This is a genomic window from Bartonella sp. MR30HLJHH, from assembly GCF_042194195.1.
GTDB classification, from domain to species: domain Bacteria; phylum Pseudomonadota; class Alphaproteobacteria; order Rhizobiales; family Rhizobiaceae; genus Bartonella; species Bartonella grahamii.
Window position 1 is genome coordinate 185,782 of the sequence record NZ_JBHIMO010000001.1, and the last position, 20,110, is coordinate 205,891.

Consider the following 20,110-nt stretch of genomic DNA (forward strand, 5'->3'; position numbering starts at 1 on the left):
AGATAAAAATATATGAGCATTTCTAAACAGCATTTTATTTTTTCTGATCGCTCTGTATCTGTATGGGTGCGGGAAAATAAGTGCGCGCGCCGTCTTACCTTACGTATTGATGCGAGCGGACAGAGGATTTGTGTAACAACACCACCAGCGATAAGTCTCTGTACGGTTCAAAGTTTTATTGAAAAGCATCGGTCTTGGATTGAGGCACGTCTTGCTCGTGTACAAATCTCTCATGAAAATGCTTATCTCAAAGAGGGGGCAACGATTCCTTTATTGGGTGTTTGCCATTCCATAAAGCATAGAGAAGGGCGTGGGGTGACGGAAATTATTGCAGGAGATGCAGAACAAGACCCTCAAATTATCGTTTATGGTCAATTAGAATATTTGCCAAGGCGTGTTGCTGACGTTTTGAAAAAACAAGCAGCACATATTATAACACCTTTGGTGGCACATTATGCCCATAAAGTAGAGCGTAAAGTCAAATCAATTTGTTATAAAGATACGAGAAGTCGTTGGGGGTCTTGTTCAATAGATAAGCGTCTTTCTTTTTCTTGGCGCCTTGTTATGGCACCAAAAGAAGTTGTGGAATATGTTGTTGCTCATGAAGTTGCTCATCTTGTTGAAATGAATCACGGTCCAAGATTTTGGGCTCTTTGTGAAGAACTATGTCCTGATAGTAAAACGTATCGTGCTTGGTTGAAGGAAAATGCTCATAGATTGCACGCAATTAATTTTGATTCATATAATTTAAAGGCGTAAAAAGCTTTCCAATGAAGGCAATATTTAACGGAACTTTTTGTCGAGTGTTTTGTTGTGTGTGTACTTGCTCATGCATAATGAGGAAGCCATTGAAGCTCTCAGCACGATTGTTCTCCCCTGCTTGGTTTGCTGAGTGTCTTCAATGTTTTTGCTTTATCTTTTTTGTAATTCAGCGTAATAACCTTAAGTTCCGATAACTTATAAAAAAATGGGAAGGGGAGCTTATGCCTGTTCTTACAGATCCACTTCAGCTATTACAAAGACTTATCCGTTGTCCTTCTGTTACACCTCATGAAGCAGGGGCTTTATCAACTTTGGAACAATTTTTGAAAAAAATGGGATTTCATGTTGAGCGCCCTATTTTTACGGATAAAAATACAGATAATGTTGAAAATCTTTATGCAAAAATGGGAAATGAAGGACCCCATCTTATGTTTGCAGGTCATACAGATGTCGTACCACCAGGCGCATTGGATGAATGGACCTATTCACCTTTTGAAGCTGTCATAGATCAGGGGAAATTATATGGGCGGGGCGCTGTTGATATGAAGGGCGGGATCGCTTGTTTTATTGCGGCGTTGGCTCGAGTTCTAGAAAAACAGTCTATTAAAGGAACAATAAGCCTTTTGATCACTGGTGACGAAGAAGGTCCTGCACTTAATGGTACGGTAAAACTTTTGAAATGGGCAGAGCAAAAAGGGGAAAAATGGACTGCAGCTCTTGTCGGAGAACCAACAAGCGTAAAAACTGTTGGTGATGTGGTAAAGATTGGTCGTCGAGGATCAATTTCTGGTATCATTACGGTTAAAGGGCGCCAAGGGCATGTTGCTTTTCCTGAGCGGGCAGCCAATCCATTGCCTTTAGTAAATAAGCTTATTCAAGCATTGACACTAAAAGCCTTAGATCAAGGGACAGAAAATTTTCAACCAAGTAATTTGGAATTAACAACCATCGATACGGGGAATCCCGCGGTGAACGTTATTCCAGCGCAAACAACAATCCGTTTTAATATACGCTACAATGATCTTTGGACAAAAGAAACGCTTATAACAGAAATTGAAAAACGCCTTGCTTTGGTGCAGCAAAAAAATAAGAATGATCAATTACCCTACTATCAGCTTGAATGGATTCCAAGTTTGGGAGATGTTTTTTTGACCAAAAATGATAAACTCATTCAGACTTTATCCAATGCTATTAAAAGTGTAACAGGGAATATACCAGAATGTTCCACTTCTGGTGGTACTTCAGATGCGCGATTTATTAAGGATTATTGCCCAGTGGTTGAATTTGGCTTACCAGGGCAAACGATGCATATGGTAGATGAGTGTGTAGCCCTTGATGCAGTGGAAACGCTTACTACTATTTATGAGCGTTTTATTGTTGATTTTTTTGCATGAAGAAATGATTGCTGGTTCAAAAATACCTTTATCTTGTTGTGCCCTAAGATATTGCCATTTGAGGTGTGGTAATATGAGACACGTAAGACTTAATATATTAAGTGGGTTTAGAATAAGTGATGAATATTCTTAAGTTGTGATTTTTGCCTGTAGAGTCTTTCGTTAAGTGAATTACATAACTGGAAAGCCAAGCGCGACCTGCTTTAAGAAGCAGAACTGTTTACAGACCATATTAGGTTAAAAATATTCGTTCTTTAAGTGTAGAAAGGAAGTCAACGCGCAATCATATAGGGAAAACAATGAATATTATATCATCATTGTGTGATGATAGGTTGAAGCCATAAAGACACACAAAAACATGCTGCTATTGTAAAAAATTTGTACAGCATAAATGCGCTCATTCACAGCTCATGCCTTAATATGGTTTCTGCACTCTCATAAAAGGCACTTCTTGTTTCAATTAGCCTCTCTTAGAGTAAAGCCCATAGAGATGCGCTTTAAGTTTGTTTTATTTCATATATTTTCTCCTTCTTTTTTCCCTAAAAACTTCCATTGCAAAATCATTACGAGATAGAAGGTGAGCTTATTTAATCAGCTTTAATATTGGTTATGATAAAGATACACAGAAATTCTTTTGTAGCAGCACGTTGACCTCTTTAGACAAGGATTTTCCTAGTGTTATTCTCAATTTTTTAATAAAATAACCTTAAAGGACGCGTACAGATACTCATAAGCATGTACGCAAGTAAGATCATATGGGATTACTATCATTTCGCTCGCTAACAAAGCAATCTCGATTCATATCTGGTATATTTGCCATTTAAGTGCATTGTTTGTTTAATAAAGTTCATGATTTTCCTGTGACCTATAAATCAATACCAATCATACAGCCGCGTATCTCAAATAAATATTGGTTCAGTATTTTTTGCGACAACAGCTTTTATATGCCAGAATAGGATAAAAGTATTGTGTATATCTATTCTTTGTAATCTCTGAAACAGACATACAACCACAACCTCATTGAGGGAAAATATAAAGGTATAAAGGTGAAAATCAACGTGCTTTTTTACTCTCCTTTTTTATTCGGTTTTACGATTTTCAAAAGTATCTAGAGTAATATCTTTTTAAATAATCAGAGCTTAATGCATGGTTTCATGCTTATTTCTCTGGTTCTTTAAATGGTGCCACGATTTCATAAAAAACAATACATTATCGTATTATGCATTCACATACTTGTTTTAAAGAAATTTTCTCAATATTTGTCACATTCGTGCAACTACGGTGCTTATGAATAGTGTAATATAAAATTTTCCGTGAAATGTATAAAGTCTACAGTGCCTCACCATCTTTACGTTTATGAAAAAAAGTTAGACCACCATACACTTTCTAGCTCAAAATATTGCGATAGCTTTTAGTACTTAAGGGTGTTCATAAGAGTTCTTTTTACTTCTTTTTTATAGCTTTTATCCATACGCTTCTCTACTTTTAAGGTGTAAGCAAATGGTGGTAACTAATTTACTATAAATAGTTTTGAAATGAGAGAATCTCACGATATTCTAATCTCGCCGTTTCTATGAAAAATGATGATTATGATTAAAATAAGTATGTTGTTATAAAAACTTTAGTTTGCGAGTTGGCTGATGATGTGATCAAGAACAATACGTCCTTTGGTTGTCGCTTTTAAGCGTTGGTTATCCACCATTTCTATCAATTCTTGGTATTGTAAATCGATCAGTTTTTCTATTGGGATGCGTTTAGGGCTTAAGGTTTCATAGCGTATAAGCTCTAAGCCTTCGCAAAGGCGTAATCCCATAAGGAGCATTTCATTTGCCTGTTGTTCAGTGGTTAAATATTCCGTTTCAATACAGCCATGTCCTGTTGTTTCTACCAAATTAAGCCACTGTTCGGGATGCTTTTCATTTATTGTGACATAACGTTCGCGGTTTTCAAGGTGTGATGACAATGTTTTTGAACAGGCAGAGGAATGATTCGGTGTGTGCTCAATGAAACGTCCATGTGCTCCTGGACCAAAGCCTGCATATTGGTGATAACGCCAGTAAAGAAGATTGTGTGCTGATTCAGCACCGGGTATTGCATGGTTTGAGATTTCATAGGCGGGAAGTCCGTGCAGTGCTGTTATTTCTTGGGTAAGATGATACAGATCTGCTGCTAGCTCTGATGGGGGAAGGATAAGTCTTCCTGCATCATGAAGCCGTTTAAAGGCAGTTCCTTCTTCGATTGTCAATTGATAAAGAGAAAGATGGTCTGCTGCCAAATCAATTGCTTGTACAAGTTCAGATTTCCATTGTTCAAGGGTTTGTTCGGGGCGGGCATAAATGAGATCAAAGGATAAACGTGGAAAAATTTGCCGTGCTAAAGCAATGGCACAAAGAGCTTGTTCCACATTATGGAGTCGGCCAAGTTTGCGCAATGCTTTATCATTGAGCGCTTGTATCCCTAGAGATAAGCGATTAACACCTGCTGCACGGTATCCACGAAAGCGTTCTACCTCCACACTGGATGGATTAGCTTCTAATGTAATTTCAACTTTATCATCGACTACCCATTTTTTTGCAAGTGCTTTCAATAGGGCATCGACAGTTTGCGGCTCCATAAGAGAAGGAGTTCCCCCACCAATAAAAATACTTGTAATATGGCGTGGGCCTATTTTGTGGTATTGCGTTTCTATTTCGCGCTTAAAGGCGGTGACAAAACGTGGTTGATCAACACCATGGATGCGAACATGCGAATTAAAGTCACAATAAGGACATTTAGCTGCACAAAAGGGCCAATGAATGTAAATGCCAAAAGGTTCATTCATGAGAATGCTAAAAGGTTTTCTGCCAAAAGTTTGAAAGCACGTGCGCGATGTGAAAGAGGGGGAATATCATTACATTTCCAGTTGTGTTTTTGCTCTGTTGACATTTCTCCAAAGGTATTTTCATATCCATCTGGTAAAAAAATAGGATCAAAACCAAAGCCTTTGTCTCCCCGTGGAGGCCAAATGAATGTTCCTTCAACGCATCCACGGAAGTAATCTGCATGAGCATCAGGCCATGCAATGCAAATGACGGATATAAAACGGCATTTTCGTTGGCTTTTTTCTCGCGCTCCGACTTTTTGGAGTTCATTTTCTATTTTTTTCATAGCTTTTGGAAAATTACGTGTGCCATCGGTTTGAATTGCCCAATCAGCGGTATAAACGCCTGGCGCACCCTCCAATGCATCTACCTCTAAACCTGAATCATCAGAAAGGGCAGGAAGTCCTGTCTTTTTTGCTGCTGAAAAAGCCTTAATATAAGCATTTTCTTCAAATGTTTTTCCCGTTTCTTTTGGTTCTGGTAAGCCCAGTTCTTTTGCCGATTGTATTATTAAACCGAAAGGCGTAATTAAAGTAGTGATTTCATGCAATTTGCCGGTGTTATGTGTAGCAATGACAAGTTTTTTATCTGCGATGCTTCTCATATAGATTTCTCCAAAAATGAAAGGGGAACTATTTTTGTGCTAAAAACCAGCTTAAATACCATATACACACATTCTGCTTGATTTTACATGATATGATTATTTTACACGTTTTATGATATTTTATTCCAATAAAATTTTTTATCTTGTACAAAGATAACCTTGCAAAAATATGAAAGGCATGTCTTTTTGATGATAGCACTTTTATGGTAAATTTCCAATTTCCGGCTTGCTCTAAAAGGTGAAATTTTCTACTTACAGCGGTTTTTAAACAATCCAGATTCTCTTGGAAAGTCTCTACAGTAGACCACTTTATAGATCAACTCTTAATCTTAAATATTTTTCACACACTCTAACAAAAAATACCTCCTGCGTAATTTATCAATCATCACTCTGAAAGCTAGAATTTTACGGTTCAATAGGATAATATGTTCTTATACTACTTTAGACTATTTGACCAAACCTTGGCAAAACTTATATAAGAGATGAGGATTTTAAAAGTAGTGAAACAATTGTGATGAAGCACAAAACTATTGATAATGAACTAAAATATCTTGATGAACGTTCACGTGATATTTTTCGCCATATTGTTGAAGCTTATCTTAATGATGGTGAACCTGTAGGGTCACGCAATCTTTCACGGCTTTTACGACAGACATTATCACCTGCGACGATTCGCAATGTGATGAGTGATCTTGAACATCTCGGTTTGATTTATGCACCACATGTTTCTGCGGGTCGAATGCCGACACAATCAGGTTTACGCTTTTTTGTAGATGCATTTATGGAAGCGGGTGATTTGCCAAACGAAGAGCGAGAAAATATTGAAATGCAAGTCAAAGAGGCTGGTCATGCACAATCGGTTGAACATTTTCTTGTTCAAGCAAGCCGAGTTCTTTCAGATCTTTCACGTGGGGCAGGGCTTGTTTTAGCAACAAAACAAGAAGGAACATTGAAACATATTGAATTTGTGCGCCTTGATAGGGAGCACGCTCTTGCCGTTTTGGTGACTCAACAAGGTGAAGTTGAAAATCGTATTGTTCATTTGCCAGAGGGGGTTACCCATGCACAATTGACGGAAGCAACGAATTTTCTCAATGCCCATATCCAAGGACGTACATTGAGTGAAGCTAAAGGGGAAATTGCCCGCTTATGCGCAGAAACACGGGCTGCGCTTGATGATTTATCGCATCATCTTGTTGAAACGGGATTAGCTCTTTGGGGAGGAGAAGGTGCTGATCATAAAATACACCTCATTGTTCGCGGGCGTAGCAATTTACTTGAAGATGTGAAAGCAGAAGAAGATTTAGAACGATTACGCCATTTGTTTGATGATCTTGAAACGCGTGAGAGTATGGCACAGCTCCTCGATTTAACGGATGAAGGTTCTGGAGTTCGAATTTTTATTGGTTCAGAAAATAAGTTATTTTCACTTTCTGGTTCTTCTTTAGTTGTAGCACCTTATCGTGATTCACAACAAAGAGTCATTGGTGCTTTAGGCGTTATTGGTCCTACACGGCTTAATTATGCAAGGATTGTGCCCATGGTTGATTATACAGCTCAACTTGTGTCACAGTTATTGCGTTAAAACGATGCAGGTAAGTATTTGTACTATAAAAGCTCATTGTATTATATACATCGATACCCCTTGATTTTTGTCTGTAGAATTTCGATATCGAGAATAACGAATCTTATGAAGGAATAAAATTTTTATGTCTGATGAAAAAAACAAATTTACTGACGCTTCATTTGAAAATTGTGATTTAAAAAATCCAGCTGATCGTAATACACTTAAACAGGCAGCCGATGAATTTTTAAAAACACATACAACAGAGGAACACGAAGACGTGGAAAAAGAAAGCAATGAGGTTAGTGATCTTTTAGCGTCTTTGCAGGATGAAAATAAAGAACTGAAAGATCAGCTGTTACGTCTTGTTGCAGATATGGAAAATCTTCGACGCCGTACTATGCGAGATGTGGCGGATGCAAAGGCTTACTCCATTGCTAATTTTGCACGGGATATGTTATCGGTTTCTGACAATCTCAATCGTGCTTTGGAAGCTATTCCAGAAGGGGCGCGGGAAAGTGATGCTGGTTTGAAATCATTGGCAGAAGGTGTTGAAATGACTGAACGTGCCATGATGGCAGCATTAGAACGTCATGGGGTGCAAAAAATCCATCCAGAGGGGCAAAAATTTGATCCTCATTTTCATCAAGCGATGTTTGAAATTCCTAATGCCGATGTTCCAGATAATACTGTTCAACAAGTTGTTCAGGCAGGTTATATTATCGGGGAAAGGGTGTTACGTCCAGCTATAGTGGGTGTAGCCAAAGGAGGAGCAAAAGAAGCTTCTGTTGAAACTGATTCGGCTTAAAACACATCAATAACAAACCTCTATCGTAAAATGCAGTATTCCCTGCAGTTTCATATATATATAGGGTCTTTTCTCAAAGAGTTTTTAAAGGGTGTGACAAACACCCTTTAATTTTTGAAGTGGCCAATTTCCTTTTACAACATACACGGCATCGCTTGAGGGAAATGGCGATGAAAATAAAACAAAATGATCAACCTCAAAAGGAGGAAATGAAAAATTCCTTCGAAAGAACAGATAAGGAACAAGGTCTTCAGGTTTAGTATCAAGCAGTCGCGCAATAGTAATATGTGGAGTAAATTCTCTTTCATCAGGTGTTAGACCTAAATGGCTACGGATAGATTGCATCTTTTCGTGTAGAAAATTGAGAGCTTTACAAGGTTTAATGCGAATAACAAGAGAGGGGGCAGTATTTTCTGAACCAAAAATATCAAAACCATCTATTTGTAGCATAAAAGGAGAGAGTTTTATTGTGTCAAAGGCGTGCATAAGTATATCTGCGGTAGAACTTTCAACTTTGCCAAAAAAAGATAAGGTGATGTGAAAATTTTGCGAATTAATCCACTGCGTATTTGGTAAGCCACTTTGCAACGACACAAGTTGTTGTGTTGTTTGTTGAGGAATTTGAAGGGCACTAAATAGACGACCTATAATATTATCTCCTTATAATGAAAGATGCTATTCCAAGCACAATATAGATAATAAAGGCGAGGCATGTACCATAGAAAATAAGGCAATAGTATTGAAAAAAAATGTCTAAAAATGGTTATGATATCGATAAGAATTGCGTTTTCATAAGCTGTATCACAATGATGTGCAATGGAAGATTACTTGTGTATTATAAAGACTACAAAGTTAGCAGAAAATAAGAAAAGTTGATAGATTTTTGATGTGCTAAATTATTTTGACATTTGTCTTTAGCCTAAAATAAAGCATATTCTAATACAAGGTGAAGAGTTCTCTTTTTCTGTAAAGATTTAATCATACGATTAAGTTGAGTAATAGCCATAGTACGCAGAACTATTCAAATTGGTCAAATAATGTTAGGAAAGGAAGGAAAAATCCAGTATAATAAAATTACTATAGGCTTTTACATTTATGATAATTATGCAAATCCATAATGGATATAAATATTGGTATAAAAGCGGGAAGAGAAATTAAAATTCAAAATAATGATGGACAATTCCTATTTTATAGAATCATCATCCTTATTTATGGTGAGAGAGCGCTAGTTTTCCTCTCCAAAGTTGTTATTGATAAGCTTTTCAAGAGCATTAAGAGCATCTGTTGCTTCTGGTCCTGAAACACGAATGGTGAGGTTGCAACCGGATGAAGCCGCTAGCATCATAAGTCCCATAATTGATGATCCGCCAACGATTTTCCCATCCTTTTCAACTTCAACAGTAACATTAAAATTGTCAACAGTTTGTACAAATTTCGCAGACGCACGTGCATGCAAGCCACGTTTATTACAGATATTGAAATGACGACTTATACATGGGAGGGTATCTTTGGAAAACATTGGTATTTTATTATCCGCTATAAAATCATACTTGGTACATTAATATATTTACGCCCTGCTTCTTGTGCTATTCTTAACGCGTCTGATAATGAAATATCAGGACATTTGCGAATAGAAATCAGTTTAATAAGCATGGGCAAATTAACACCCGCAATCATTTCAACGCGTCCTTTTTCAATAGCAGGAATAGCTATATTCGATGGTGTTCCACCGAACACATCTGTTAATATGATTACGCCATGATCCGTATCTGTATCGGTTACTGCGGCTATAACATCACCTCGGCGCTGATCTATATCGTCATCGGGATAAACGCATATTGTTGCGAACTTTTCTTGTACTCCAACAACATGTTCCACAGCATGTAAAAATTCAACAGCCAGCTCACCGTGCGTTACAAGCACGAGTCCAATCATTTACGCAAACTCCTGTTAACTAATAAGATCCGACCATATTGGTGGGAAGGACATTTTACAAGGCTTTGTTTTGCTGCCAAGAAAAATTTGCAAAAAAAAGGCAAAAATTGTGATTTTTTATCTTTAGAAAAAAATTAGACAGATTTTTGCCATATTTTTCTAAACAAAAATGCTTCAATAGCTTGACAAATGGCTGTACAATCGGCTTCACGAAGAGAGGGAAGTTTTAAAAGAGGGATGTGCAAATCTTCAAATTGAAAAGTTTTATTTGTGGAAAAACGTTCATATTCCGGACCGAGAAAAATAATACAATCTATAGTTGTGTGCTTTTCAAATTCTATCATATAAAGACCAACGCCACGAATCTCGATACCGCCCTCTAAATTATCAGGAGTGTATCCGTGAAGCTTTCCATTTTCCGCACGCAACATTGTATAATCATCACTGATAAGCTTCGCTTCACGTTTTGACCACTCAGCACGGTCGAGCAAAGAAAGGGTAATAGTTGATTTTCCTGATCCCGATGGACCTATAATTAACAGCCCCTTGCCGCCCAATTGAAGACAATTTGCGTGGAGTATTTCACATTTTGTTTTCATGCCGTTTACTTTGGATAAAAGATTTATTTAGCGAGGGGAAGCATAATAATAAAACGTGCACCAGTTTTACACTTCCCAAGTGTAGGATCAATAATATTTTCGGCTGTAATTGTCCCATTATGAGCCTCTATGATTTGCCGACTAATAGAAAGGCCAAGTCCAGAGTTTTGTCCAAAAGCATCTTCGTTTGGTCGATCTGTATAAAAACGCTCAAAAATGCGTTCAATATTTTCTGAACGAATACCTGGGCCATTATCTTCAATGGTTAAAATAAGGGTTGAAGCATGACTTTTCATAGTAATGCAAATTTTGCCACGATTCCGAGGAATAAAAGAACGTGCATTTTCAAGAAGGTTTGAAATCACTTGCCCTAAACGAAGTTCATGTCCCAATACAAGATAGGCTTTTCCATGAGGACGTGGAACAATATTAAGGCTTATATCAATGGTTTGCGTATTACGATACACTTCCTGAACAGCATGAACAAGACTTTCCAAAAGCGGTGTCATATCAACAATCTCTGCGGTTTCTCGTGCAAGCTCTGCATCGAGCCGCGATGCATCAGAAATATCTGTAATCAACCGATCAAGACGGCGCACATCATGTTGAATAATTTCAAGCAATTTCTCTTGTGCTTCTTCATTTTTAGCCAGAGGGAGCGTTTCAACAGCACTGCGTAGAGAGGTGAGAGGATTTTTTAATTCGTGGCTTACATCAGCAGCAAAGCGTTCAATGGCTTCAATACGCATATAAAGGGCATTAGTCATATCACGAATAGAGGTTGAAAGGTGACCAATTTCATCTTCACGCATTGAAAAATCAGGAATTTCTACACGCTGATTATTGCCATTACGTACTCGATTAGCCGAGGCAGATAATTTACTTAATGGATGGGCAATCGTATGGGCCAAAAAGAGAGAAAGAACCAAAAGTACGCTGCCTACAACGGCAAAAACTTTAAAGATAACCAGTCTTTCGCCTTTTACAATGTTATCAATATCAGAACCAGTGGTTGAAAGAAGAAGAGCTCCAACCACTGCGCGATAGCGTTGCACAGGAACGGCAACAGAAACAATTAATTGACCTTGTCTGTTGCGTCTTTTAGCCGTAGCAAGAGATCCGTTTAATGCGCGGTACACTTCTGGATAAGCAATACCACTGGTTTTTGTTTGTTCTCTGTCAAGAGTAATACCTTTGCCATAAAACGTGCTTGAATACCATGAAGTAAGGCGATCCCACATGTTTTGTTCTGTTTTAAGTGGGGGTAAATCATAAGTAAAAACTTCTCCACTAGAATAAAGAACGCGCGAATCAAGAAGGAGAGTAGCATCACGATCATAGATACGTGCTCTTGTCGTTTTAGGTGTGATGAGACGCCGTAAAAGAGGGGCAACTTGCTCAGGGTTAATAGGGAAATCCCAAGAATCGGTTGATTGAGGAGCGGGTGTAACGCTTTCACCAGTCTGTAACTCTAAGAGTTTTTGGGGGTCAATGAGGATAGAATTTGTATCTACTGTTGCAGAAGCAGCAATAGCCCCAGCAATAATTTTTCCTTGGGTACATAAACTTTTAATTTTTGCTTCAATTAAACCATCGCGAAATTGGTTAAGGTATAAAATGCCCGTCACTAAAACGGCAAGGGCAGCAATATTTAATATAACAATGCGACGTGTGAGGCTGGAAAAAAGCAATTGTCTAAAGAGACGTTGTGTTCGAAGATGCAAATGGGCAAACATAAGAAATGGCGTTGAGGATGTACCATTAACGGTTGTTTTTTGTAAAGTTTCCAGTTGAGAATTGTCTGTCATCGATTTGATTGCCGTTCAAATTTTTGCGACAAAGTAGTTTTATACCTCGTGGAAACGATAACCTACACCATAAAGTGTTTCAATCATTGCAAAATCATCATCCACTTGTTTAAACTTTTTACGCAGACGTTTAATGTGACTATCAATGGTGCGATCATCTACGTAGACTTGATCACTATAGGCAGCATCCATTAAAGCATCACGACTTTTTACAACTCCTGGTCTTTGTGCTAAGGTTTGCAGAATCAGAAACTCCGTAACGGTTAAAATAACAGGTTTATCTTTCCATGTACAGGTGTGGCGTTCTTGATCCATCACAAGATCTCCACGTTTGAGAGAAGAGGTGGAAGAAGTTCCTGTAGAAAGCGGTTGGTTACGTGCATTAGAACGACGCAAAATAGCTTTCACGCGTTCAATGAGAAGACGTTGGGAGAAAGGTTTAGTAATAAAATCATCAGCTCCCATTTTGAGACCAAATAATTCATCAATTTCATCGTCTTTAGAGGTAAGAAAAATAACTGGAAGATCAGATTTTTGACGTAAACGACGCAAGAGTTCCATCCCATCCATTCGGGGCATTTTAATATCAAAAATAGCTAAGTGTGGAGGGTGAAGTGTGAGACCCTTGAGTGCAGATGCTCCATCTGTATAGCTTTCAACCCGATATCCTTCTGTCTCAAGCGCAAAAGATAAAGATGTCAAAATATTGCGATCATCATCAACAAGTACAATCGTTTGCGTGATTGTTGGTGTATCTTTCATGGTTTCTTAGACCTTTCTATTGCTGTGGTAGCAAATTACCCACACCTATTTATATGGGAGTTCATATTTTTTTTGCAAAACAAATATGATACAAATTGTAGCAAAGTAAAAAACCTTTTGTCATTACTGTAAAATCTTGTTTTGCTTTCATAATTTATAATGTTTCTATGTCTATTAAGATCCCTTCGTTTGAGAGAAAATTTTCATAAAGGCTTTTTTTATCAAGGTTTATTACAAAGTTTATTATTGTATTTGTCCCATAATTGAACAGGTATAGTTTTGATTGTTGAAGTTTAGAAAATCTGCCTATGTGTTTTAAGAGCAAAGAAAAGAATGTGGCAATATATGCACAAAAATTTGTTTCTGCTACACGAAAGGAGGTCGTAATGGGATTTTTTAATTTTATTAAAACTGTAGGGGAAAAGTTAGGTATTGGGGACCATGAACCAAAAGAAAAAGATTTTAAGACAGCATTTGATCATTTTCAACTCGGTACAGAAAAAGTAAATATTCAAGTTGAAGACGGTAAAGCTATTTTAAGCGGTGAAGTTCCAGACAGGGAAACACTTGAAAAAGCACTGCTGGTTGTTGGCAATTCACAAGGTATCTCTTCTGTAGATGTTGATCAATTAAAGGTTATAGATACAACGCCTAGAAAACCTTCTCGCTTTTATGAGGTTAAATCTGGCGATAATCTTTGGAAAATTGCTGAAGAGGTTTATGGAAAAGGGCAAGGTAATAAAAACACATTTATTTTTGAAGCCAATAAGCCAATGCTAAAATCTCCCGATAAAATTTATCCTGGACAAGTTTTACGTATTCCTGAAATTGACCATAGTTAATTCATCAAAGGGAAGAATTTTTTACTGATGGCATTAAACAAAAAATGAAGAAGCGTACAAAAATTTCACGCTTCTTCATTTTAAAAGTGCGTATTATAAAAAGGGAGCTTAGTGACTAGGAGAGGATTTAGAAGGTGATGGTGCTTTCATAGCATTTACAGAGAAATCAACATCAATCGTTCCTGCTTTCTCAAATGTCAATTTTGCGCTAATTTTATCACCTAACTTGAATGGTTGTGAAAGCCCCATAAACATAATATGATCACCGCCAGGTTTAAGCGTGATTTCGCCATTTCCCGGAATTTCAATGCCATTGTGCATTTTTTCCATTTTCATAATATCATTAACGACAGCCATAGAGTGTATCTCTGTTTTTTTTACTCCGTTTGTGGCAATAGAAACCAAACGGTCTGGGGTATTACTGTGATTAATAATGTAGAGATAACCGCTACCAACTCTTATACCTCTAGGTGTTTCGCGTGTCCAAGGATTGAGAATTTCTATGTCGCCAAGTTGATATTGCTGAGCACCTGCTGGCACGATTATACCAGCAAAGAGAAGAGCACACACGATATTTATGATAACCTTTTTGTATGGATATTGTGTATGTATTATATTCTTAAAGATGAGATTTGTTATTTTCTTAATAATAGATGTCATCATTGATTTACCCTCCTTCATAAGATTCACACTTTGAATATTTTTTCATTTTAGCAGAGCTTTTATTTAAAATAAAAGAGTAATTGCTAAAATGAAATTGATTTGAATATGAGAATAAAAATCATAAAATCCTTTGATTTTAACGGGAGACAATAAGATTTACAATGACAAAACACCTCTCAACGCTTCCGTGTTCACCTCACAATAGTATTTGTAAATGGTATAAAATCTATAATGCATTACTATTTACTTAAATAAAGATATAATACAGAATAATCATCAACCACTTTACTAATTTTTAATATTACGACAGCTCTTGGCATTTTTATATATTTTCAAAGTTTAAAATTATATAGTTAAGAAAAAACACTTTAGGTGAGTTTAAAGCACATCTTTCAAATAGCAGTAAACAATGAGACCGTTAGAAGGAGAATTTTTGAAAGGAGATCGATAGATAATACCTCTACTGATATGAGCATTAGATATGATGACTATTTTATTCCAAAGAAACTTTATAATATTCGTGATATAAATTATTCGCCTTTTAAAAAGCTTTTACGTGAGTATCTTTTATGAATGATGAGAAGATCAAGAGCGAGAGTACAATCACTCTTATTTAATTTTTTAATTTTTATAGAAATATATATTTATTGAAAATTGCAAGAAAAATATATTATGATCCCAAGTCTCTCATAAATATGGTGTTTATAGGTCATTAGAGTGCCTATTTTAAAATAAATTTTTTATTTTGGAGATGTTTCTCTCATTATTCTCTTGTAGCAATAAAAGCCTGTTCTTATATACGAGGCAGCAAGGCTTATTGCGACTTGCAATTTATTGTTATTTTATGTTGTTTGAAGCAGTGTACGGGCTTTGAGTGTTATGAGGAGCTGTCTTAAAAAGATGCTTTATGAAGGTTGAGGTAGCTTGCTGAATGGAGATTATAATATGGCAAAAGTAATTGGTATTGATTTGGGGACAACGAACTCTTGTGTGGCTGTTATGGATGGCAAAAACGCAAAGGTTATCGAGAACTCAGAAGGAGCACGAACAACACCTTCTGTTGTTGCCTTTACTGATGGCGGGGAGCGGCTTGTTGGACAGCCTGCTAAACGGCAGGCGGTAACAAATCCGGAAGGGACAGTTTTTGCAGTTAAACGTTTGATAGGGCGTCGTTTTGATGATCCTATGGTTGAAAAAGATAAAGCACTTGTGCCTTATAAAATTGTTAAAGGTGACAATGGTGATGCATGGGTTGAAGAAGCGGGTAAGAAATATTCTCCATCGCAAATTTCAGCTATGATTTTGCAAAAGATGAAGGAAACAGCTGAATCTTATCTGGGTGAAAAAGTTGAACAAGCGGTTATTACTGTTCCTGCTTATTTTAATGATGCGCAACGTCAAGCGACTAAAGATGCGGGTAAAATTGCTGGACTTGAAGTTTTACGGATTATTAATGAGCCGACTGCAGCTGCTTTAGCTTACGGTTTGGATAAAAAAGACGGAAAAACAATTGCTGTTTACGACCTTGGTGGTGGTACATTTGATATTTCAGTACTTGAAATTGGAGATGGTGTTTTTGAAGTTAAATCAACCAATGGAGATACGTTTTTAGGGGGTGAAGACTTTGACATGCGCTTGGTCGGTTATTTTGCCGATGAGTTTAAGAAGGAACAAGGCATTGATCTGAAAAGTGATAAATTAGCTTTACAGCGCTTAAAAGAAGCGGCAGAAAAAGCAAAAATTGAGCTTTCTTCATCACAGCAAACAGAAATCAATTTACCATTTATCACGGCAGATCAATCTGGTCCCAAGCACTTAACAATGAAATTGACTCGGGCAAAATTTGAATCTCTGGTTGACGATTTAGTGCAGCGCACCATCGAGCCTTGTAAAGCTGCGTTGAAAGATGCTGGATTAAAGTCCGGTGAGATTGACGAAGTTGTTTTAGTGGGTGGTATGACACGTATGCCCAAGATTCAGCAAGTCGTGCAGAGCTTCTTTGGTAAGGATCCACACAAAGGCGTTAATCCTGATGAAGTTGTTGCAATGGGTGCTGCTATTCAAGGGGGTGTATTGCAAGGCGATGTCAAAGATGTGTTGCTTCTAGATGTAACACCTTTATCCTTAGGGATCGAAACCTTGGGTGGGGTTTTCACACGTCTCATTGAGCGCAATACCACTATCCCAACGAAAAAATCTCAAGTTTTTTCAACAGCTGATGATAACCAGAGTGCTGTGACTATTCGTGTTTTCCAAGGTGAACGGGAAATGGCGAGTGATAATAAGTTATTGGCTCAATTTGATCTTGTTGGTATTCCTCCAGCACCACGTGGTATACCTCAAATTGAAGTTACTTTTGATATTGATGCGAATGGTATTGTTAATGTTTCGGCCAAAGATAAGGGAACTGGTAAAGAGCATCAAATTCGTATTCAGGCATCAGGTGGTTTAAGTGATGCTGATATTGAAAAAATGGTACAGGATGCGGAAGAGCATGCGGCTGAGGATAAAAAACGCCGTGAAGGTGTTGAAGCTAGAAATCAAGCGGAAGCTCTTATTCATTCAACTGAAAAGTCACTCAGTGAATATGGTGATAAAGTATCAGCTGAAGAAAAAGGACAGATTGAAACAGCAATATCTGATTTGAAGTCTGCGCTTGAAGGCAGTGATACTGAAGAAGTAACAACAAAGATGCAAAAATTAGCTGAAGTCAGTATGAAACTTGGACAGGCTATGTATGAAGCGTCACAAGCAGCGAACGCTGACACTGAAACAGAAGCAAAGAATGATGATGTTGTTGATGCTGATTTTGAAGAAGTTAATGATAAGAAGAAATAGTGTCGGCATATGTGTTGATTAATTTATAAACCCGGCCTTTGAAATATAAGGCTGGGCTTTATTATTTGAGTGAGTTGCAACTTTGTTGCTAAAAATATAAATTAAAAGCAATCTTATCCATAAAGATGGATGATAGAGAAATTATCAGGAATACATGATGAAGGTTGACTATTATGAAATTCTTGGCGTGACTCGTGAATGTGATGATAAAAAGTTGAAATCTGCTTTTCGTAAGTTGGCAATGCAATATCATCCTGATCGCAACGCCGGGGATAAAGAGGCAGAGCGAAAATTCAAAGAAATTGGCGAAGCCTACGAAGTCCTTAAAGATCCCCAAAAGCGTGCTGCTTATGATCGATTTGGTCATGCAGCTTTTGAAAATAGCGGTAGTCAAGGAGGAGCAAATCCCTTTGGAGGTTTTGCTGCTGGTGGTGGATTTGCTGATATTTTTGAAGATTTTTTTGGCGAAATTATGGGAGGTGCGCACCGTAAGCGTGGTGATGGTCGCGAGCGTGGTGCAGATCTGAGTTATAATATGGAAATAACCTTAGAAGAGGTATTTTCAGGAAAAACTGCAGAAATTACTATTCCCAGTTCCGTTACATGCGATGTTTGTGAAGGATCAGGAGCGAGAAAGGGCTCTAAGCCGCAAGTTTGTGGAACATGTCATGGATCTGGTCGTGTGCGTGCTGCACAAGGTTTTTTTTCTATTGAGCGAACATGTCCTTCATGTCATGGACGTGGTGAAACTATTACGGATCCATGCCCCAAATGTCAGGGGACACGACGCATAGAGAAAAAACGTTCATTGAGCGTGAATGTTCCAGCTGGTATTGAAGATGGAACGCGTATTCGCCTTTCTGGTGAGGGTGATGCTGGTACTCGTGGTGGCCCCAATGGTGATCTTTATATTTTCCTTTCCGTTAAACCGCATGAATTTTTTCAGCGAGAAGGAGCAGATCTTCACTGTCGCGTTCCTATTTCAATGGTAACAGCTGCTTTAGGAGGAGAGTTTGAAGTTTCCGATCTTGATGGTGTTAAAGCGCGTGTTAAGATCCCAGAAGGGACACAAAATGGACGTCAATTCCGCCTTAAGGGCAAGGGTATGCCCATGTTGCGTCGACAGCAAGCAAGGGGTGACCTTTACATCCATATCACGATTGAGACACCACAGAAATTAACGCAAGAGCAACGTGAACTATTGCAAAAATTTGAAAAACTTTCAAATCATGAGAATTCACCGCAATCACATGGCTTTTTTTCACGTATGAAAGAATTTTTTGAAAATATTTCTGGTTAAAATATGTGAATGTTTCCAGAATAGATTAGAAAAAACTTTTGGAAGGTTATTTTAATTAAGCTTTCTATAGTCTTATCATCTGTGAAAAGCATTTTTTTCTTGAAAAGAAAAGAGAGAAACGATTACTTTAGGGTAAGGGCCTGCCGCTGATAGTTTTTTTACATTTCACGAGTTTTATGGATAAGTCTTATTTTTGAGTGTCTATGATATTTTAAAAAGGGCTTATCCATACAAGAAGAACGCAATTGAGAGACTAATTTCCAGTGTCATGATAACTGCCTTTATGCATTCAGCATTTTTGTATTTCTGGCGTCAACAATACTTTTTCAGATAATAAAAAACGCTATAATCAAATTTATTTTGTTCCAAAAAAATTATGAAATGAGATAATCATGTTGAATACTAAAGAAGACATAACAAAATATGTCTTGAGATGCTTGAGGCATCTCTCTTTTGGAGAAACAGATTTGATGGGGAGAAAGTGGGAGTTACTTTCGAAAAGAGAAAATAAATACAATACAAAAATGGCACGATATGCTTAAAAAACATCACGATATATTGTTGAAATTGATTAGTGATATGGAAAGAGAAATTTACGAATTGAATCTTATTTTCATAAAATAACACAATTAAAACAATACACTAAGAGAATTAAAAAATCTAAAAGACATTGAATAGTTTAAGCATGTCTTGCTGTGCAGAAAGAAAAACTTAATAAACAGATCATGAAAATAAAAAATTTTATAAAACTTTACGAAGATAGCAATCTAAACAATTAAATATTTCTATAAAGATACTTCTGGAGAGCATTAAGAGCTATTCGCGATAAATTTACAAGATATGATAATATTCTATAACAAGATATTATAGAGAGGTGAAAGGATTACACTGTAGCGTACTTCTTTTATTGCCTTTTGTATGGATTGATGTTGTCTGATTAAAGACAGTAATTAATGGGATATAAAAAGCAGAATTTATTTGTATCATACAATTCTAGTAAAATCCTTCAGAATGCTTTTAAAAAATTTTTATATAGATAAGCTGTAGAGAGATTGTTCATTCGGATCTCCAAACAATTTCAATTATCATGAAGACAGTTAACATAAAGGAACTATCGTATAGCTTTACTGATCTCTTCTAGAAAATTGCTTGGATAAGGTTACAGTGCTAAGTCAATCTACTTCTTATCTTGGTGATATGTTAATTTTATGATTATAAGAAAATTTTGTTTTTATCTTATAAAATCAATGGTTGTATATATTCGTATTCATTGTTAAGTATCCATAGGCGTAAACTGACGAGTTGAATGTACGGCATAGCTTAAAATTTTTCAGAATTTTGCTTTTCAATTTTATACATAAAATCATAAA

At 37.0% G+C, this 20,110-nt stretch carries 16 protein-coding genes; 7 read left to right on the forward strand and 9 right to left on the reverse strand.

Annotated elements, in window-relative coordinates; translation table 11 throughout:
* The first annotated feature begins 12 nt into the window (after nt 1-12).
* Complete coding sequence (locus ACFIKR_RS00730) at nt 13-759, forward strand: M48 family metallopeptidase (RefSeq protein ID WP_375658439.1); 747 nt, start codon at nt 13-15, stop codon at nt 757-759.
* Nucleotides 760-983: 224 nt separating this feature from the next.
* A complete protein-coding gene (gene dapE, locus ACFIKR_RS00735; RefSeq protein ID WP_375658440.1) occupies nt 984-2,156 on the forward strand; it encodes a succinyl-diaminopimelate desuccinylase in 1,173 nt (390 codons plus the stop codon).
* A gap of 1,621 nt (nt 2,157-3,777) precedes the next feature.
* Here the strand turns inward: dapE and hemW are convergent.
* Together hemW and rdgB are read right to left on the reverse strand one after the other, a co-directional pair.
* Nucleotides 3,778-4,977 carry a radical SAM family heme chaperone HemW gene (gene hemW / locus ACFIKR_RS00740; protein WP_375658441.1) on the reverse strand — a complete coding sequence of 400 codons (1,200 nt, stop codon included), beginning with the start codon at nt 4,975-4,977 and terminating at the stop codon, nt 3,778-3,780.
* Entirely contained in the window at nt 4,974-5,621 is a 648-nt protein-coding gene (rdgB, locus tag ACFIKR_RS00745) for an RdgB/HAM1 family non-canonical purine NTP pyrophosphatase (RefSeq protein ID WP_375658442.1), read from the reverse strand. Before rdgB ends, hemW begins: the two co-directional genes overlap by 4 nt.
* A 514-nt stretch (nt 5,622-6,135) precedes the next feature.
* Between rdgB and hrcA the strand changes: the two genes are divergently transcribed.
* Together hrcA and grpE are read left to right on the forward strand one after the other, a co-directional pair.
* On the forward strand, nt 6,136-7,206 hold the full coding sequence (gene hrcA, locus ACFIKR_RS00750) for a heat-inducible transcriptional repressor HrcA (RefSeq protein ID WP_273787508.1): 1,071 nt from the start codon (nt 6,136-6,138) through the stop codon (nt 7,204-7,206).
* Between the two features lie 124 nt (nt 7,207-7,330).
* The gene (gene grpE, locus ACFIKR_RS00755; RefSeq protein WP_375658443.1) at nt 7,331-7,993 is read left to right on the forward strand and encodes a nucleotide exchange factor GrpE; all 663 of its coding nucleotides are present in this window, start codon (nt 7,331-7,333) and stop codon (nt 7,991-7,993) included.
* A gap of 84 nt (nt 7,994-8,077) precedes the next feature.
* Here grpE and thpR read toward each other — a convergent pair whose 3' ends face one another.
* The 6 genes from thpR to ACFIKR_RS00785 all read right to left on the reverse strand — a co-directional run bounded on the left by thpR (nt 8,078) and on the right by ACFIKR_RS00785 (nt 13,097).
* Entirely contained in the window at nt 8,078-8,641 is a 564-nt protein-coding gene (gene thpR / locus ACFIKR_RS00760; RefSeq protein WP_375658511.1) for an RNA 2',3'-cyclic phosphodiesterase, read from the reverse strand.
* 577 nt (nt 8,642-9,218) lie between these two features.
* Nucleotides 9,219-9,512, reverse strand: a complete 294-nt coding sequence (locus ACFIKR_RS00765; RefSeq protein ID WP_012754483.1) for an HPr family phosphocarrier protein — start codon at nt 9,510-9,512, stop codon at nt 9,219-9,221.
* A gap of 17 nt (nt 9,513-9,529) precedes the next feature.
* Entirely contained in the window at nt 9,530-9,928 is a 399-nt protein-coding gene (locus ACFIKR_RS00770) for a PTS sugar transporter subunit IIA (protein WP_375626191.1), read from the reverse strand.
* Nucleotides 9,929-10,062: 134 nt separating this feature from the next.
* Nucleotides 10,063-10,527 (reverse strand): HPr kinase/phosphatase C-terminal domain-containing protein, encoded by a 465-nt coding sequence (locus ACFIKR_RS00775; RefSeq protein WP_375658444.1) that lies wholly within the window; start codon nt 10,525-10,527, stop codon nt 10,063-10,065.
* A 23-nt stretch (nt 10,528-10,550) separates the two neighbouring features.
* Nucleotides 10,551-12,335 (reverse strand): stimulus-sensing domain-containing protein, encoded by a 1,785-nt coding sequence (locus tag ACFIKR_RS00780; protein ID WP_375658445.1) that lies wholly within the window; start codon nt 12,333-12,335, stop codon nt 10,551-10,553.
* A 39-nt stretch (nt 12,336-12,374) separates the two neighbouring features.
* A complete protein-coding gene (locus ACFIKR_RS00785; RefSeq protein ID WP_005774392.1) occupies nt 12,375-13,097 on the reverse strand; it encodes a response regulator transcription factor in 723 nt (240 codons plus the stop codon).
* Nucleotides 13,098-13,483: 386 nt separating this feature from the next.
* On the opposite strand from ACFIKR_RS00785, the gene lysM reads away from it, so the two are divergent.
* Nucleotides 13,484-13,939 (forward strand): peptidoglycan-binding protein LysM, encoded by a 456-nt coding sequence (gene lysM, locus ACFIKR_RS00790; RefSeq protein ID WP_012754487.1) that lies wholly within the window; start codon nt 13,484-13,486, stop codon nt 13,937-13,939.
* A gap of 108 nt (nt 13,940-14,047) precedes the next feature.
* Here lysM and ACFIKR_RS00795 read toward each other — a convergent pair whose 3' ends face one another.
* Nucleotides 14,048-14,602: a copper chaperone PCu(A)C gene (locus ACFIKR_RS00795; RefSeq protein WP_375658446.1), complete on the reverse strand. Its 555-nt coding sequence runs from the start codon at nt 14,600-14,602 to the stop codon at nt 14,048-14,050.
* 945 nt (nt 14,603-15,547) lie between these two features.
* Here ACFIKR_RS00795 and dnaK point away from each other — a divergent pair.
* A complete protein-coding gene (dnaK, locus tag ACFIKR_RS00800) occupies nt 15,548-17,440 on the forward strand; it encodes a molecular chaperone DnaK (RefSeq protein WP_375658447.1) in 1,893 nt (630 codons plus the stop codon).
* Nucleotides 17,441-17,597: 157 nt separating this feature from the next.
* The gene (gene dnaJ, locus ACFIKR_RS00805) at nt 17,598-18,740 is read left to right on the forward strand and encodes a molecular chaperone DnaJ (protein WP_375658512.1); all 1,143 of its coding nucleotides are present in this window, start codon (nt 17,598-17,600) and stop codon (nt 18,738-18,740) included.
* Nucleotides 18,741-20,110: the final 1,370 nt, after the last annotated feature.

Coding starts and splice junctions, on each gene's coding strand:
- ACFIKR_RS00730 (WP_375658439.1), top strand. CDS start 13: ATGAGCATTTCTAAACAGCATTTTATTTTTTCTGATCGCTCTGTATCT.
- dapE (WP_375658440.1), top strand. CDS start 984: ATGCCTGTTCTTACAGATCCACTTCAGCTATTACAAAGACTTATCCGT.
- hemW (WP_375658441.1), bottom strand. CDS start 4,977: ATGAATGAACCTTTTGGCATTTACATTCATTGGCCCTTTTGTGCAGCT.
- rdgB (WP_375658442.1), bottom strand. CDS start 5,621: ATGAGAAGCATCGCAGATAAAAAACTTGTCATTGCTACACATAACACC.
- hrcA (WP_273787508.1), top strand. CDS start 6,136: ATGAAGCACAAAACTATTGATAATGAACTAAAATATCTTGATGAACGT.
- grpE (WP_375658443.1), top strand. CDS start 7,331: ATGTCTGATGAAAAAAACAAATTTACTGACGCTTCATTTGAAAATTGT.
- ACFIKR_RS00765 (WP_012754483.1), bottom strand. CDS start 9,512: ATGTTTTCCAAAGATACCCTCCCATGTATAAGTCGTCATTTCAATATC.
- ACFIKR_RS00770 (WP_375626191.1), bottom strand. CDS start 9,928: ATGATTGGACTCGTGCTTGTAACGCACGGTGAGCTGGCTGTTGAATTT.
- ACFIKR_RS00775 (WP_375658444.1), bottom strand. CDS start 10,527: ATGAAAACAAAATGTGAAATACTCCACGCAAATTGTCTTCAATTGGGC.
- ACFIKR_RS00780 (WP_375658445.1), bottom strand. CDS start 12,335: ATGACAGACAATTCTCAACTGGAAACTTTACAAAAAACAACCGTTAAT.
- ACFIKR_RS00785 (WP_005774392.1), bottom strand. CDS start 13,097: ATGAAAGATACACCAACAATCACGCAAACGATTGTACTTGTTGATGAT.
- lysM (WP_012754487.1), top strand. CDS start 13,484: ATGGGATTTTTTAATTTTATTAAAACTGTAGGGGAAAAGTTAGGTATT.
- ACFIKR_RS00795 (WP_375658446.1), bottom strand. CDS start 14,602: ATGATGACATCTATTATTAAGAAAATAACAAATCTCATCTTTAAGAAT.
- dnaK (WP_375658447.1), top strand. CDS start 15,548: ATGGCAAAAGTAATTGGTATTGATTTGGGGACAACGAACTCTTGTGTG.
- dnaJ (WP_375658512.1), top strand. CDS start 17,598: ATGAAGGTTGACTATTATGAAATTCTTGGCGTGACTCGTGAATGTGAT.